This window comes from Candidatus Marivariicella framensis (assembly GCF_982709265.1).
Genome location: NZ_CEXPNT010000026.1, coordinates 1 through 16283 on the forward strand (window position 1 = coordinate 1; position 16283 = coordinate 16283).

The 16283-nt window shown below is 34.2% G+C and carries 13 protein-coding genes; 7 read left to right on the plus strand and 6 right to left on the minus strand.

Annotation, left to right across the window (positions count from 1 at the left end; all coding sequences use genetic code 11):
• Positions 1 to 263: 263 nt before the first annotated feature.
• Positions 264 to 1862, minus strand: a complete 1599-nt coding sequence (locus tag AC34EU_RS07725) for an InlB B-repeat-containing protein (protein ID WP_489696161.1) — start codon at positions 1860 to 1862, stop codon at positions 264 to 266.
• Positions 1863 to 2032: 170 nt separating this feature from the next.
• On the opposite strand from AC34EU_RS07725, the gene AC34EU_RS07730 reads away from it, so the two are divergent.
• Both AC34EU_RS07730 and AC34EU_RS07735 read left to right on the plus strand, forming a co-directional pair.
• Positions 2033 to 2476, plus strand: a complete 444-nt coding sequence (locus AC34EU_RS07730; protein ID WP_487534531.1) for a hypothetical protein — start codon at positions 2033 to 2035, stop codon at positions 2474 to 2476.
• Positions 2477 to 2478: 2 nt separating this feature from the next.
• Complete coding sequence (locus tag AC34EU_RS07735) at positions 2479 to 4221, plus strand: alpha/beta hydrolase (RefSeq protein ID WP_487534530.1); 1743 nt, start codon at positions 2479 to 2481, stop codon at positions 4219 to 4221.
• A gap of 46 nt (positions 4222 to 4267) precedes the next feature.
• Here AC34EU_RS07735 and AC34EU_RS07740 read toward each other — a convergent pair whose 3' ends face one another.
• The 3 genes from AC34EU_RS07740 to AC34EU_RS07750 are packed head-to-tail and all read right to left on the minus strand — an operon-like array spanning position 4268 to position 7764.
• Positions 4268 to 5062 (minus strand): SDR family NAD(P)-dependent oxidoreductase, encoded by a 795-nt coding sequence (locus AC34EU_RS07740; protein WP_487534529.1) that lies wholly within the window; start codon positions 5060 to 5062, stop codon positions 4268 to 4270.
• A gap of 17 nt (positions 5063 to 5079) precedes the next feature.
• Complete coding sequence (locus tag AC34EU_RS07745; RefSeq protein ID WP_487534527.1) at positions 5080 to 6759, minus strand: sodium:solute symporter; 1680 nt, start codon at positions 6757 to 6759, stop codon at positions 5080 to 5082.
• Between the two features lie 33 nt (positions 6760 to 6792).
• Positions 6793 to 7764 carry a phytanoyl-CoA dioxygenase family protein gene (locus AC34EU_RS07750; RefSeq protein WP_487534526.1) on the minus strand — a complete coding sequence of 324 codons (972 nt, stop codon included), beginning with the start codon at positions 7762 to 7764 and terminating at the stop codon, positions 6793 to 6795.
• Between the two features lie 138 nt (positions 7765 to 7902).
• Between AC34EU_RS07750 and AC34EU_RS07755 the strand changes: the two genes are divergently transcribed.
• From AC34EU_RS07755 to AC34EU_RS07775, 5 genes are all read left to right on the plus strand, one after another.
• A complete protein-coding gene (locus AC34EU_RS07755; protein WP_487534525.1) occupies positions 7903 to 8754 on the plus strand; it encodes an AraC family transcriptional regulator in 852 nt (283 codons plus the stop codon).
• Between the two features lie 352 nt (positions 8755 to 9106).
• Entirely contained in the window at positions 9107 to 10591 is a 1485-nt protein-coding gene (locus tag AC34EU_RS07760; RefSeq protein WP_487534524.1) for a sulfatase family protein, read from the plus strand.
• A gap of 326 nt (positions 10592 to 10917) precedes the next feature.
• Entirely contained in the window at positions 10918 to 11730 is an 813-nt protein-coding gene (locus AC34EU_RS07765) for a hypothetical protein (RefSeq protein ID WP_487534522.1), read from the plus strand.
• Between the two features lie 208 nt (positions 11731 to 11938).
• The gene (locus tag AC34EU_RS07770; protein WP_487534521.1) at positions 11939 to 12439 is read left to right on the plus strand and encodes a hypothetical protein; all 501 of its coding nucleotides are present in this window, start codon (positions 11939 to 11941) and stop codon (positions 12437 to 12439) included.
• Positions 12440 to 12444: 5 nt separating this feature from the next.
• Entirely contained in the window at positions 12445 to 14136 is a 1692-nt protein-coding gene (locus AC34EU_RS07775; RefSeq protein ID WP_487534520.1) for a GMC oxidoreductase, read from the plus strand.
• A 111-nt stretch (positions 14137 to 14247) separates the two neighbouring features.
• Here the strand turns inward: AC34EU_RS07775 and AC34EU_RS07780 are convergent, their stop codons facing one another.
• Together AC34EU_RS07780 and AC34EU_RS07785 are read right to left on the minus strand one after the other, a co-directional pair.
• Entirely contained in the window at positions 14248 to 15012 is a 765-nt protein-coding gene (locus AC34EU_RS07780) for a hypothetical protein (RefSeq protein WP_487534519.1), read from the minus strand.
• Positions 15013 to 15106: 94 nt separating this feature from the next.
• Positions 15107 to 16021, minus strand: coding sequence for a tetratricopeptide repeat protein (locus AC34EU_RS07785; protein WP_489696162.1), 915 nt, complete (start codon positions 16019 to 16021; stop codon positions 15107 to 15109).
• Positions 16022 to 16283 lie beyond the last annotated feature (262 nt).

Consider the following 16283-nt stretch of genomic DNA (forward strand, 5'->3'; position numbering starts at 1 on the left):
AAACTATCGGGAGTAAAAGTAGAAGAAGTAACTTTTTCATAGTATTAAATGTAAGGAATTAAAAATACCTGATTTAAAAGAAGAAGATATTGCAGACTATTATTTAGGAGATTAAATATTGTAAGAAGTCACATATCTTCTGTGGTTACCCAATCTTCCTATCGTAACTTTATACTGATACTTTAGATCTAAAATTCTTAGATTGGTAAATATCATGAACCTTAGTTTAAAGTTAGATTCATTTAAACCTTGCAAAGTATGCTTTATTCTAATCCTAGGATAGATAATTGTTCTTCTCTAGGTTTCAACATAAAATCGTCAAATTCAGTATAAAAACTATCTAAAGGCATTCCAAAATATTCCTCAAATGCATAAATATATCCCTCGCCAATATGTTCCCTTTCTAATTCTGCTATGTTCCTGTAATACTCAATCATTGAATTATTTAAATCAGTAAAGCCCTTACTAATTAAGTATATATGTGCTAGTCCACCTCCTGAATATGCATATGCGAATTCTCTTGATGTGCCCGTTAGATTTTCAGAAGATTCTACTTTCTGAATCGAATATCTAGTCTCGTAATCCCTCAAAGAAACTATATCCCCTCTCGATGCAGCGTCAGAAATAACACTTCTGGCTTCATCCAAATAATTTATCCAATTTTCATTATAGTTTACCCATCCTTTTAAAGATGAGTACCAAACGCCTGCAAACTCAGCTCCCCCCTCTTCAAGCCATACGGGTCCAACTAAATTTACTCCCTCGTTGTCATCAACATTTCTAAATTGTGTCATGTTGATACCAAAATTCTCAGTTTCTTCGAAATAAAACTTATGAGAATTTTGGTGGACGTGAAAAAATTCATGGTAAGCAACCTTATAACCTGTACCATTTTGTTGTTCATCACTCCAGAAAATTTCAGAAAGTTTAAATTCTCCACCATTATGTAATACATATTGTGTAACCGTTGCAGCAGCCATTTGTTGAAGATCAAAACAGCTTGAATCGTCTGTAAAGGGTGAGTAGTCTGAGCAAATAGTTTCTATATCTGAATTTTGAGTATGGAATATCCAAGCATTTACTGGGACAATTTGACCCAGTTTTTCTTTCGCGTCAGACAAAACAGCATTGACCAAATCTACTCCAAAAGTAGTAACCCCGTTATAGGCATTAACACAGGAATTTTGGTCTGTCCCATCCGATTGCCATCCGTATGTGTAATAAGAATAATCACCATTGACATAATCTGCATCAGGCTTACTTGAGTAAGAAACTTCTTTACAATTTGTACCTAAATAAGTTGAACTCACTGATGGTTGTGCTTCAAAAACCGCATTAAAACTTTTAGCTTGGGTAACATCTACCTCTATAGGGTTTTCTACTCCAATATAGTCTCCAGTCCATCCATTAAAACTCCATCCATCTGATGGCACAGCAGTTAATCTTACCACACTTCCAGAATTATAATCTGCAGTTCTTCCAGAAGAAACCAAAACCTCTGTAACCGTTCCCTCTCCTTCAGTAGAAGTTGATAAAGTATATGTTACCTTTTCAAATGATGCGGTAATAGTTTGGTTTGAGTTCATCGTTACACTCAAAGGATTATCAGTAGAACCGTTAGACCATCCTGAAAAAACATACTCTGAATTAGCTGTAGCCGTAATGCTTACTGATTCTCCAGAGGTATAAGTGCCTCCTGTTGAACTAACAGCTCCACCATCTCCCGCACTAACGGTGAGAGTATAATTTACAACAGGCGGAGGAGTTGTAGTGGTTGGAGGTGGTGTTGTAGCTTCACTTTCACTATCTGAAGAACAATAAACAAGTGGAACAAACAGTAAAACAAGAAGTAGCTTTTTCATAGTGTTAAATTTTATTCAAAAATATCTCAATTTTATGAATATTGCATATACTTGTAATATGAAATAACTTTTTTTAATTTGTCCCGAAACTTGTCCCTGATTAGTTTGTGAAAAGTCTACAATGTTTTTTTAATTTACTTATATTAGATATTATGAACAAAAATTAGATAATGAGAAAAATATCTTTGACTTTACTTGCTCTTTTATTTATAGCTTGTAGTAAACCAAAAAAGATTTCCGAGGAAGAAGTAATGAAAACATTTAATGAGTTTTTTTATTTTCTGGATAATGATGTAGAAAAAATTAGAGACTACCTGACTGATGATTATATGATATTTGAAGTTAGCAGAAAATGGAACACTGATGAATTCATTCAATTTGTTAAAGGTTTTGGAGAATTTAAGTCAAAAAGAGAGTTCAAAAATTTAGTTATAGATACAGATATTAATTCTGCTCACATTAGTTTAGAACACATAGGAGAGTTTGAGTTAGAGACCCCAACACCTGACGGAAAAACCTTTTTATCTTATGAGTGGCTTGAAAGTGCATACCTAGTCAAAAAAGATGGAAAATTAAAATTCAAATTTTACTTTTCTGAGCAGATAAATGACTAGATATGAATAATTTAAAAAGTTTTTTTCTAGCCTATTCTGCTGCATTATGTTTAGTTATAGTTTTAGCTGGATGTAATACTAAAGAGGCTACAATCTTTGAGGTTACTTACGACTCCGCATTAGGATTAGAAGGTTATGATGGTCGTCTTTTATTAATGATCACTAAAGATTCACTTAAAGAGCCACGCTTTCAAATTAACGATTCAAATGAAACAGGAATAATCATTGGAAAAAATGTTCAACAGTGGACACCAGGCCAAAAAGAATTATTTAATTCTTCTGCACAGGCTTACCCAATTGAAAATTTAAACCAACTCAAATCAGGAACTTATTTTGTTCAAGCCTTACTCCATAAATACGACACTTTTAATCTGTCAAGCGGGCATACTGTTCAACTTCCTATGGATCAAGGAGAAGGTCAACACTGGAATACCAGTCCAAAGAACATTTATAGTAAGCCCATTAAAATAGAGTTTGATAAAAACAGTAAGAGACCTTTTGAAATTGTAATAACTGAAGAAATTCCTCCAATAGAACCTGTTGAAGATTCTAAATACATAAAACATGTTAAAATCAAAAGTGAACTTCTCTCAAATTTTTGGGGAACACCAATGTATCTTCAAGCCAATGTTTTAGTTCCACAAGGATTTAATAAAGAAAGTAAAACCCAATATCCATTAATGGTTTTTCATGGGCATTTCCCCAAAACAATTGGAGGGTTTCGAACTACCCCTCCTACTGCTCCTGAAAAAGATACAATTTTCAGTAGTAGGTTTGGAATTACAGGTTATAAATACATACAAGAAAAAGAAGCATACGATTTCTACAAAAATTGGGTGTCGGATGATTTTCCTAGGTTTCTTGTGATAGAAATCCAACACCAAAACCCCTACTACGATGATTCCTATGCGGTAAATTCTGCAAACCTTGGTCCTTATGGTGATGCAATCACTTACGAACTTATCCCACAAATTGAAAAAATGTTCAACGGTGTTGGAGAAGGCTGGGGTCGATTTTTATATGGGGGATCAACTGGCGGATGGGAAGCATTAGCTGTTCAAGTTTTTTATCCTAAACAGTACAACGGTTGCTTTGCTGCCTGTCCAGATCCAATTGATTTTAGAGCCTATACTGTTGTTGATATTTATAAAGATAAAAATGCTTACTACAAAAGCGGAACTTTTAGGAAGATTCTTCGCCCTGGAATGAGAGATGGAAAAGGACATATCAAAACACAATTAATCGATATGAACAGAAGAGAATTTATATTAGGAGATAAAGGTAGATCTGGTGACCAATGGGATATCTGGCAAGCAGTTTATTCGCCGGTTGGAAAAGATGGATATCCTATGCCTATATGGGACAAACTTACAGGTGAAATAGATCATGATGTAGCAAATTACTGGAAGGAAAATTACGACCTAAGTTATATCATGCAGCGGGATTGGGATAAAATTGGAAAGGATCTGGAAGGAAAAATAAATATCTACTGTGGCGACATGGATAATTATTATCTAAACAATGCAGTTGTGCTCACTGAAGAATTTTTAGAATCTACAAAAAACCCCTATTATGGTGGTGAAGTTGATTATGGTAATAATGCTGAACATTGCTGGAATGGAGATCAAGAAAATCCAAATTATATTTCACGTCTTCGTTACAACACTATGTATCTTGATAAGATAAAAGGCCGATTGAAAAAAACGGCTCCTAGAAACCATAAACTCAAAAACTGGGGCTTTTAAAATTATTAATTATTTCTATCTACTTTTAATATTAAAACGGCTGAAACTAAAACAACCCTCCAGAACTTCCCCCATCAACTTTAATTGAAGTCCCGTTTGTTGCGGAAGAACGCGGACTGGCTATATATGTAATCGTGTGGGCTACTTCATCCACTTTTGCAAAACGCTGAAGCAATGAGGTCGTTCTAACTTCTGTGAAAAAAGCATTTTCTATTTGACCTTTTGTCTTCTGTTCCTTTTGTGCGGCAGCTTCTAAAAATTGTTCAGCTCCTTCGGACAAAGTAGAACCAGGAATCACTGAATTTACAGTGACATTGGTTCCTTTTGTTAATTGAGCTAGACCGCGAGAAACTGCTAAAATAGCGGCTTTGGTCATGCTGTATGCAATTAAATCAGGAGGGGTTAGGCTAGCACACTCGCTGGAAATAAACAAAATCCGTCCCCAATTATTGGCCAACATACTCGGCAGGATGCTTTTCGATAATCGGACCCCACTCATCACATTTACTTCAAACTGACGATACCATTCCGCATCATCTGTTTTAAAAAAAGAGCCGGAAGAATACACACCAACATTATTAATTAGGATATCTATTTTGGGTAGGTTTTCTAAGAGATTGTTCACTTCATTTAGTATGCTGAAGTCAGCAGCTATACCAGAAATCGCTTCTTCAGGGAACTCTTGTTCTAAGCGTTTAATAGCAGACTCTACTGTTGCGGAGGTTCGGCCATTCAGGATGACGCTAGCGCCTTCGCTGAGCAACGCTTTTGCAGTTGAAAACCCAATTCCGGCTGTTGATCCTGTAATAAAAACCGTTTTCCCTTTTAATTCTAAATCCATTCTCTATATGTTGTTTTCTAATTTGCAATACCCCAAGGACTAAACAGTGTCCAAATCATCAATACTAGTCCAATTAATAGTACTGTTAAGGTCATATCCGTTGACCATATAAATTTAGGTCTAAGGCTCCTCGATTTAAAGGTAACTAATTCTAGTTTTTCTAATGGCTGAGGTGGTGTCAGTTTACTAACAAGCATTAAAACTGAAGCACAGAAGAGGAATAAAAATAAGGCAAAATGCAAAAAGTTTACGCCTATAAAAAGCCCTAAAAGTGAATCTTCCGCAACAACTAGACTTCCTTCATTATAAAGAAATTCTGCTACTAATCTAAAAATTCCTAGGATAAAACCTAACCACAATGATACGATTGCACCTTTTGCGTTAATCCATTTATAGAACAATCCAAAAAGAAAAACAGCAGCAATTGGAGGAGATATATATGCCTGAATACTTTGTAGGTAGTGAAAAATTCCCCCACCCATTAATGATTTCATAAAGGGTATCCATCCCAAACTAACAACCACTAAAATAACGGTAGCAAATTGTCCAAAACGAACCAAATCTTTTTGGGATGCCTTTGGCTTATATTTCAAATAGAAATCGATCGTTAAGAGTGTTGAGCTAGAATTAAATGCTGAAGAAAGTGAGCTCATTAAAGCAGCTAGTAATCCCGCAATCGCAAGTCCCTTTAATCCTGTAGGTAAAAATTGGTTAATCATAGCGGGAAGTGCTTGATCTGCATTTTCAATTGAAAAATCAATTGCTCCTTCTTGTAAAAGCGCATAAGCAATTACCCCCGGAATAAAGAAGATGAATACCGGTAGTAATTTTAAATACCCCGCAAACAAGGCTCCTTTCCTTGCATTGTTTTCGTCTTTAGAGGAAAGTACTCGCTGAACAATGTATTGATCCGTACACCAATACCAAACCCCTAAAATAGGTGCTCCAAACAGCATTCCTGTCCATGGATATTCCGTGTCAGCCATGGGTCGCCATAGGTTAAAAAACTGTTCTCGGGGTGGATTTCCTTCTACTGCAGAGGCTTCGGTAAGTATGGTTAATAAATTATCCCATCCTCCAAGTGCGTAAAGTCCAAATCCTGTAACACTCATGGTTCCCAAAAGCAGAATAAACGCTTGAACCATATCCGTATAAATCACAGCTTTTAATCCCCCTAAAACGGTATAAAACCCAGTTGCAACAACGGTAATAATTGCACCGGTCCAGAAAGAAATTCCGATCGTTTCGAATACCAATGCACCGGCAAAGATGATTAAAGAAATCTTTGTAATTACATAGGCCAAAATCGAAATTATAGAGAGATAATTCCGACACGCTACAGAATACCGTTTCTCTAAAAATTCAGGCATCGTAAATACGCCCGCACGTAAATAAAAAGGGACAAAAACCCAGCCCAATAGTATCAATACTAAGGAAGCTATTATTTCAAAATTTGCCATAGGCATATTACCTCGAGCTCCTGCACCCGAAACTCCCAGGATAATTTCAGATCCAATGTTTGAGGCAAAAAGAGATGCTCCAATAACCAGCCATCCAGAGTTCTTTCCTGCTAAAAAATAATCAACTGCCCGCCCTGACTCGCTTTTACTTTTTGAAGCCCAATGGGCTATCCATAGAATAATTCCAAAATAAATTAGTATAATAAAAATGTCTAATAAACTTAATGATGTTAGCATGTAATACTGTTTTATGTCGTTCTATTCTTTCTTTTACCAGTTGTTTAGTCCCAATAATTTTTTACCCAACTCGGACAGTTCAGCCGTTTCATGTTTTTTCTGCTCCCAACTTCTCGGATCACCAGGAAATGCAAAACCTTCTGGGGCAATTCTTTTTTTCCAAGAGTTTACTCTCCAATCTTTGAGTTTCTGATTCTCTTCTTCTGCGGGCATCATCGAAATATACTGTGCGATTCTGACTTTATCCCCCGATCGGTTGGGACGGATTCCGTGGGGTTCTGTACTGTTAAAAATTAATAGGTCTCCTGCTTCCATTACTACTTTTACAAGCTTATCCTTTAACTTCTCCAAATTGGGTTTAAAACGGTCCCTGTCTTCTGGTTGGGTTAGCTTCCAAGTATTATAGTTTCGGTACAGCCACGGGATACATTGAAAACCACCCATGTTTGGGTCCATCTGATCGGCAAGTGCAATAACACCCTGTACGTTTTGTGGTCTGGTTTCAGGATCATAATCCCAATGAATGAAGCCTTCTTTTTCTTCGCCGGGTCGTTGCGGAAAATTTAAGTTTACCCGATCAATTGTTACCCATAATTTTTCGGTACCCCATACATCTACAAAGGCATCGTATACTTTTTGCATCTGACGATTATTCCAAAGGGTTTGATGATTGTAGGCCTCAACCATTCCGGTTCCTGCCAATTCTTTCATTTTCATTTCAGCCCGCGGATTCGCATACCAGGTCGATGGGTCGTTCGGATCTTTCTCGTCAAATTCCCATAAAAAATCTGCAGTAGCTTTTGCTTGGTCTTTAGGAATTGCATTCTTTATTACGATATATCCATTGTGCATCCAAAATTGCCAATCCTCTTCCGACAGAACCCTTAATGCCTTTCCGTTCGAACGGTCGTTTAGCTTTTGATCACTACTAGTAGATACGGATGGGTTCCCCGGAATTTCTTCATGGGCTTTATTGGCCATTGTTGTTTTTACTTCTTTCTTCATAATACTGCCTTTAAGTTAATTTGGAAATATATAATTCAAATCTATACGTATAAATACAAGGCTACAACCTTGATATTGATTGTAATTTGAACTATATTGATCATATTGATTATATTAAGTGTGATAAATGACAATTTAATGAAAATTCAACTCGAAAATATTCAACCCGATGACAAGAGTTCGTTTCGGTTATTACACGATCCAAAACTGAATGACTTGTTTTTTTGGCATTTTCACCCAGAATATGAATTGGTCTATATCGAAGGAGCAGATGGGACTCGACATGTTGGGAAGCATCGTTCCAATTACCAGCAAAGCGATTTGGTGTTGATTGGGTCGAACATTCCACATTTGAATTTTGACTACGGAATAAAGACTGCTTACAGAAAAGAGGTTCTACACATAAGCCCTCCTTTTAAAGAACAAATTTTTAAGCAGGTTCGAGAGCTTTCGAGCATTTATAACTTATTCGAACAAGCACAACACGGGATTGCCTTTCATGAAAAAACAAAGAAGATTGTCGGGGAAAAAATAAAAACACTGCATTTGTTGGATGCTTTTGACCAATTCATTGCTGTTATTCAAATCTTGAAAACACTTGCTTCGTCTGAAGAGTTTGAACTTTTACACAAACAACCTGTTTACAATACCTCGGATAAAAAACAACAGCAACGCTTACAAAAGGTATACTCTTTTATTGATGAACACTACATCCGAAAAATTAAGGTCGAAGAGGTGGCGCAATTGGTTAATCTAAGCAAAGAAGCTTTTTGTCGGTACTTTAAGAAACACAGTGGAAACACTTTTACAGCCTTTTTAAACCAGTATCGAATTTCACAGTCCAAACGCTTACTCCTTACCGGAAAGAATGTAAGTGAGGCCTGTTATGGCTGTGGTTTCGAAAGTTTATCGTACTTCAACCGGACCTTCAAAAAAATAAGTGGAGAAAATCCATCAGCCTTTAAAAACAACCCTACTGCCGACGGCTAAAGAATAAATGTAAATGGTAACTCAATTTATGTATATTCGATACATGATGATTTTCTTATTTACCCTGATTGATTATGCTGCTTTTGGTTTATGGATTTTAATCAGCATAGCACTTTCCTGTTTCTCAATTCGGGTGATCAAGACGGAAATTCATGTGGGTCGGTATGTGGGTCGAATATATATAGAACATGGGAATTGATACCCACCGAGTCACAAATTACTCAGCAATGACCTCGACTCCCTATTTTCATGCAGTCCCGCTTTCTCCGCAACAAAATTCCCTAATATATTTACAAACAATATGTTAGGGTTTTTTTATTACATTTAAGTTTTATGTATTAAACACTAATAGATGAGCAATTTAAAAAAAATCTTAATTATTCCAGTAATATTTACAATAATTACTTCTTGTAAAACAAAAGATGAGAACGCGCCAATTGAAAATAGCATTACGCCCAATATCATCCTTATTGTTGCAGATGATTTAGGTTATGCAGATATTGGATGTGCAAAATTGGCTAATGACGTATTTACGCCAAATATTGATCGTATAGCATATAGTGGTGTGCGTTTTACTCAAGCATACGACAATTCTCCCATCTGTAATCAATCTAGAATTGGAATAATAACAGGAGTTTATCCTCAACGTTTAGGTTCATATTGGTATAGCGCTGATGGATTGCATGATTCTAAATATAAAACTATTCCAGAATTGTTAAAGCAAAAAGATTATCATTCAGGGTATGTTGGTAAAGTACATTATGGAGACTATGATTCAGATACTTCTAATCGTAGTTTTCCTCTTAATCATGGTTTTGATTATTATTTTGGACACACTTCTGCACGTAAGCATTATATAAATCATAAAAAAGAGATTGAAGATGCTTTTATAGAAACAAAAGAGAAGTATATGAGAAAAGGACAAACATTGCGACAAGGTTCACTTTGGGAAAATAAAAATCCTGTAGATACTATTGCGTTCTTCACCAAATTAGTGGGTGAAAAATCTAGGAAGTTTATTAATAAAAACAAAGACAATAAATTTTTTCTGCAAATTGCGTTTAACGCTGCTCATAATTTTACGCATCAACTACCTCAAGAATATTTAGATAAATTTAAACTTAAAGGATATCATGATTGGAATCCAGCAGTAGAAGAATATTATGAGTGGTATGTCAAAGGAAGATACCCAAACAATGAAGAAGGAAGAGCACACTATTTGGGGCAATTACACTACATGGATCAAGAAATTGGCAAACTTCTCGATATGCTAGAAGAAAAGAATTTACGAGAAAACACGCTTATTTTCTTTATTAGTGATAATGGAGGTTCAACTCCAATTTATGCGGACAATACACCTTTGAGAGGGTCAAAATATCTTTTGTATGAAGGAGGCATAAGAACACAGCTGTTAGTTTCTTATCCAAGAAAATATGAAAAAGGTAGAGTTTATAAAAATATGGTAAGCGCTATGGATATATTGCCATCAATATGCGAAGAGGTTAAGATCAAAATTCCAAATTATGTTGATGGAATTAGTCTTTCTCCTCTTTTACAAGGAATAAACGAAAACATTCAACACGATTATCTTTTTTGGGATACTGGTCATGAAATTGCAGTAAGGAAAGGAAATTGGAAACTACGTAAATCATTTAATGACAAGGAAGCAAAATATGAAATGGTGGAGTTAGAACTTGGTGAATTTTTAAATAACCTTGATATTGATGTGGAAGAAAGAGTAAATTTAATTTATAAAGAAGTAAAAATAGAAAAAGAGCTAAATGAATTGTATAAAAAGTGGAAAAACTACGTCACCAATAGTAAAACTGAAGAATAATTAAAATGTCTTGTTAGGCTTGGATCATAAATTGTCATCAAAAAAAGATATGCCTAATCTGGACATGTTCCCCGGACTCGATAGTTAGCGTGTGTTAGTGGTGGAGATGCAAATGAAAGTTCAGAAGTAATATAGGCAACAAATCATGTCTATTAAATTATTGTATTACTCCCAATCGCTATAGTATCTGTTATCGGATTAACCGCTAGTATATAGGGTGCATACTAAGCTTAGAATAGTTTAAATTGCAGAATAAAAGTATTAATCAGTTGAGAATAGGTTTTATTTTTAATATTTTTATAATTAAATCACAATCTATATTTAAAATGAAAAAAATATTATTATTACTTTTTATCGGTTTACTGTCTTTATCGAGCTATTCACAAGATGAAATTACTTATGAATCAGCGCTATATATTAATGATCTAGCTATTGCTGAAATTCCAAGATTTGTCAAATTACACAAAAAATTCACAGACATGTCTTTAGGAGAAAACAGAACAATGACTGGGGAATGGGTTTTTAGACATTGGTATGGCTCGGGTCACACCTTTGTAATTTATACCCAATATGCCTCTATGGACGATTTCCATAAAGATGCTGATCTTGCAAATCAAAATATTAAAGCTAAAATTGACGCAACTGAGGACGCAAGTGAAAAAGAGACTCTTATGCAAGAATGGGCAGAATATAGATCCTTTGCAAATGGACACTCGGATGAAGTTAGAGCAGCTAATTCAAAAACTGGATTTTATCAACTTGAAAACACTGATTTTGATATTCCTTTTGCTTATGTTGTTGGAAAGTATAATTCTTCTGGAAGCTGGGGAAAAATGGGAAATGCCTTTTTCGATTGGAGAATTAAGGATTCTGTAGACAGCGGGACTTCAATGTCTGGAGGTGTTTCATACCATTACATGGGTTCAAGCTCTGATGTTGAAGTTTGGCAATGTTATACCAACTTAGTTGAGTTTGCAAAATCGGTAACAGCTAAAACCACAGAATCAGAAGAAGCTATAGAGGCTAAAAAAACATTTTGGAGTTTAGTTGATGGTGCTCACGAAGACCAAATTTATGTCCACATTGGACATGTAAATCTAGAGAAAGGAATTTTTGACTTGGCTGGAAAAGATCGTTAAAAAAACGTCTATTTAAAAAAAGGCGCTTTAGCGCCTTTTTTTAATATCGATTAACAGAGTATGACATTTAAATTATTGTCAATCAAAGTTGATACCAAATAAAGGATCATTTTTAATCTTAGACTGATTTTATAAAAACACCTTTACTTTCCCATGCTTTGAGATTAATTTAATATCTTTTGAGTGTAAAATATTTACAAAACAATCAATGAATCGAAGAATTGCTTTAAAGCATGTGGGATTGATAACCGCAGGTTTAGTTATAACTCCATATGGGTGTAATATTGAGCCTGAGGTTATATATTCAAACTTGCCAATGATAAAAAAATCACAGCAACAAACAATAGGCTACTTGTCTAATATAATTTTACCTGAAGACGCAATTAATTTTCCAACTATGGAGTCTCGTCAAGAATTTATTTTAACTATGGTAAATGATTGTTATGGTACATCGAAAATAAAAAGATTTTCAAAAGGGTTTGAAATGATATCAACTGAACTTAAGGATATTGAATTTGGAAAATTTTCATTAAATGAACAAATTTCTTTTATTGACAAAAGCTATCTATCAAAAAATCCTTCTTCTTTTTTCATTGAAACTTTAAAAAAACACTCTTTACTTCACTTTGAATCTTCAGAAAATTATATGATTGATTATTTAAACTTTGAATTTATTCCTGGAAGATATTTAGGGAGTGTTTCTATTTAACTTATATGATTAAAAATAAATACGACGCGATAGTAGTTGGAGCAGGCATGTCAGGAGGTTGGGCTTCAAAAGAATTTTGTGAACAAGGGTTTAAGACATTGTTGCTTGAAAGAGGTCCAAATGTTGAACACATAAAAGACTATCCCACAACAAATATGCAGCCTTGGGAATTTAAACACCGAGGAAGATTGACTTCTAAAGATATGGAAGAAAACCCTATTGCAAGTCGTTGTTATGCTTTTCGAGAAGATGCTAAACACTTTTTTGTTAAGGACAAAGAACATAAATATGGACAAATAAAACCTTTTGATTGGATCAGAGGCTATCAAGTAGGGGGTAAATCTATAATGTGGGCAAGACAAGTTCAAAGATGGAGTAAATATGACTTTGAAGGACCAGAAAGAGATGGGTTTGCAGTAGAATGGCCGATTAATTATAATGATTTAAGTGATTGGTATACTTATGTAGAAAAATTTGTAGGAGTAAGTGGAAATAAAGATGGATTAGATACATTACCTGATGGAGATTTTTTAAAACCCTGGGAAACGAATATTGTAGAGGAATATTTTACTAAAACCATTAAAAAGCACTACAACGATCGACACGTAATTTATGGCCGTTGTGCACATCTAACTGAAAACAAGCCTATCTTTTTAAAACAAGGAAGAGGACTTTGCATGGGTAGAAATATATGTCAAAGAGGCTGTCCTTACGGCGGATACTTTAATGTAAACTCAACATTAATTCCTTGGGCAATAAAAACTGGTAATCTTGATCTTAAACCAAATTCCGTTGTTCACTCTATTTTATATGATGAGTCTAAACAAAAGGCGACAGGAGTTAGGGTTATTGATTCTAAAACTAAAAAAAGTAAGGATTATTTTGCTAATGTGATTTTCGTTACGGCATCAACTTTAAACACAAATCTTATTTTACTTAACTCAAAATCAAATCGTTTTCCTAATGGTTTTGGAAATGATAATGATTTATTAGGTAAATATATTGCATTTCACAACTATAGGGGAACTATTAGTGCTGAATATGAAGGGTTTCCTGATTTTACGACAAAAGGAAGAAAACCAACTTCTCATTATATTCCGCGATTTAGAAATGTACACAAACAAGAAACAAATTTTTTAAGGGGATATGCAGCAGGTTTTGGGGCAAGCCCACAGAGAGAAACCAATAGAGATGGCTTAGGAGAGAATTTAAAAAAACAGCTCTTAAATACACGTGAAACAGGAGTTTGGAATGTAGGGTCTCACATGATGGGTGAGACAATTCCAAAAATAACAAATCAGGTCACATTAGATTCAGAAAAAGTTGATGAATGGGGAATCCCACAATTAAATATAGATGTCGATTACGATGAAAATGATGAAAAAATGTTAAAAGATTTTTTTGATGAATTCACGGAGATGTATTCTAAAGCCGGTTTTATTAATATCAAAACTAATGATAATAATAGAACTCCTGGAAATGACATTCATGAAATGGGTGGAGTTAGAATGGGGAAAGATCCTAAAACTTCATTACTTAATCGATGGAATCAATTACATAACTGTAAAAATGTTTATGTAACTGATGGAGCGTGCATGACTTCTACCTCAACACAAAATCCATCCCTAACCTTCATGGCTATTTCAGCTAGAGCAGCAAATCATGCAATTCAAGAATTAAAAAAAAGTAATCTATAAATATCATTTTAATATAGTTTTAATTGTGTTGTAAAAGAAAACGCCACTAAAGTTAATTAGTGACGTTTTAATCAAAGAAGTGCTATTTTTTAATAGCTGATTGTAATTAGATTACATATTAAACTTAAGTAATTCAACTAATACACGATACCTAAAACCATCTGGATCGTATTCATTCATTTTAGATTTAGATAAAATACTTCCGTCATAGTCAGTAGGAGAAAGCGCTAGCATTGCAGACTCTAGTGAGGTGTAATGATCCCAAGAAAAAACACTTGATTCGTTCATTCCTTGAGGATAGACTCGAGCAGCAACACCCCAACCAGCAAAACCATTCTTATTGATTCTTTTTTCAAAATATGGTTTCCATAACTTTGAGTTTTCTTCAAGAAATCCAGACATATTCTTTGGTTTAGCGTAATTCCAAACGGCATATTTAAACTCTTCAGTAGGGATGTTATCAACTACTTTATAAGTTTGCATCATCATTGTTTTTGACAAATCATTAGTTGATATCAGACTCGGATCTATTCCTAAAACGGCTTCAGCATTTCCCCAAACTTCAATTGGTGCGTCTGCCATTTGCTTGAAATCTTTATAAATATTTACAAAAGCGTGAGTAGGTTTTGTCTCATCCTCAATAAATGCAGAATTTACGAGTCTAAAGAATGCCCAGCCCACCTGTTTGCCATTTTTAATAGCGTTATCAGATACTTTTGACCAATGATTTAATTCTTTTGATTCAAATTCTGAAAAATCTTCATTTTCTACTTGAACGTAAGTAATTTGAATAATATTTTGAGGAAGTTTTTTTCCAGTCTGGCCAAAAATAACTGTTGAAATAAACAGACTAGAAATTAAAATTAGTTTTTTCATTTTTATTGATTTATGAGTTAATTGTTGTTTAAAAGTAAGGAATTAAAAATACTTGCCTTGTCAGCAATTTTTATAAGCTTGAAAGAAATAGCTTTTATTCAAATAATTTAATCCAGTCAGCTTCTCCAGCAATGTAGGCAAACGAATATGGATTTCCTGTACTAAGCAAATTTTGATAATATGTTTTAGCTTTTAAAGTATCCTTTTTTTTATATACATACCAGTTGGCTAAGCTATATAAAGCGACTTCATCAATTACGATTTCAGACTCTTTAAGCACTCCCTTGTAAAATAAACACGATTGATGATAGCTCATGTTTTCTATTATGTCCATGTTTTGGTGAACTTCATTAATAACAGTATTGGATTCTTCAATTTTATTTACTCTTCTGTTGATCATATATAACCAATGACCACCTGAAACAATATTATCATCGTATTTATGAGTAACACTTCTATTGTTGAATGCTTTGAGAGCATTGTTCATATCGTTTTTAAGATAATATGCCAGACCAAGATGATACCATATATTACCGTGAAGTGTACTTAGAGGAATATTTTTTGCATTTGGCAAACCATCAGGTTCTATTTGATCTGTTTTCTCATCAATCAATTGTACTGCTTTTTCAAAATCACTGATTGCATTATCATATTGACGGGTAGAAATGTATCTATGACCACGGTGACGATAAAAACGAGCATCATTAGGATGGTTTTTTATTCCTAAAGTAAAGAGTTTAATAGCTTCTTTATAGTACCCCATATAGGCTGTTCTACGTCCATACCAAATTAGAGCTTCAGCATTATTTTGATTATCAAAATAGGTGATTTGTGCTGATTTAAATTGGTCAAATGTTTTTCCTTTCTTTATTTCAGGACTGCTTAGTGTATCTCCTAATAGTGTTATTGTTTCTATGGTTTGAGTAGGATTAATATGATTTTTTGAATTTTGATAAGAATCACAAGAAAATAAAGCAAGAGAGATATATAATAGATAAAAGTATTTCATAGGTATTTAAAAGAAACAATCTACAACTATCTAATAAACATTCAAAAGGAGAGTGGCGTTGTTGAAATAAATAAAAAACCCCTATAAATTTATAGGGGTAGAATAATGTTACATTATTGTTTAATTTGTTGGGATAGGTGAGCTTAATTCGGAAAGAAATCTAGTTAATTCTGTTGAGTTCCCCCACATCTCTAAACTTCCATTGAATAAATCCCAGTCAGTCTTCCAAGAACCAGAACCATATATTTCATTATATTTATTA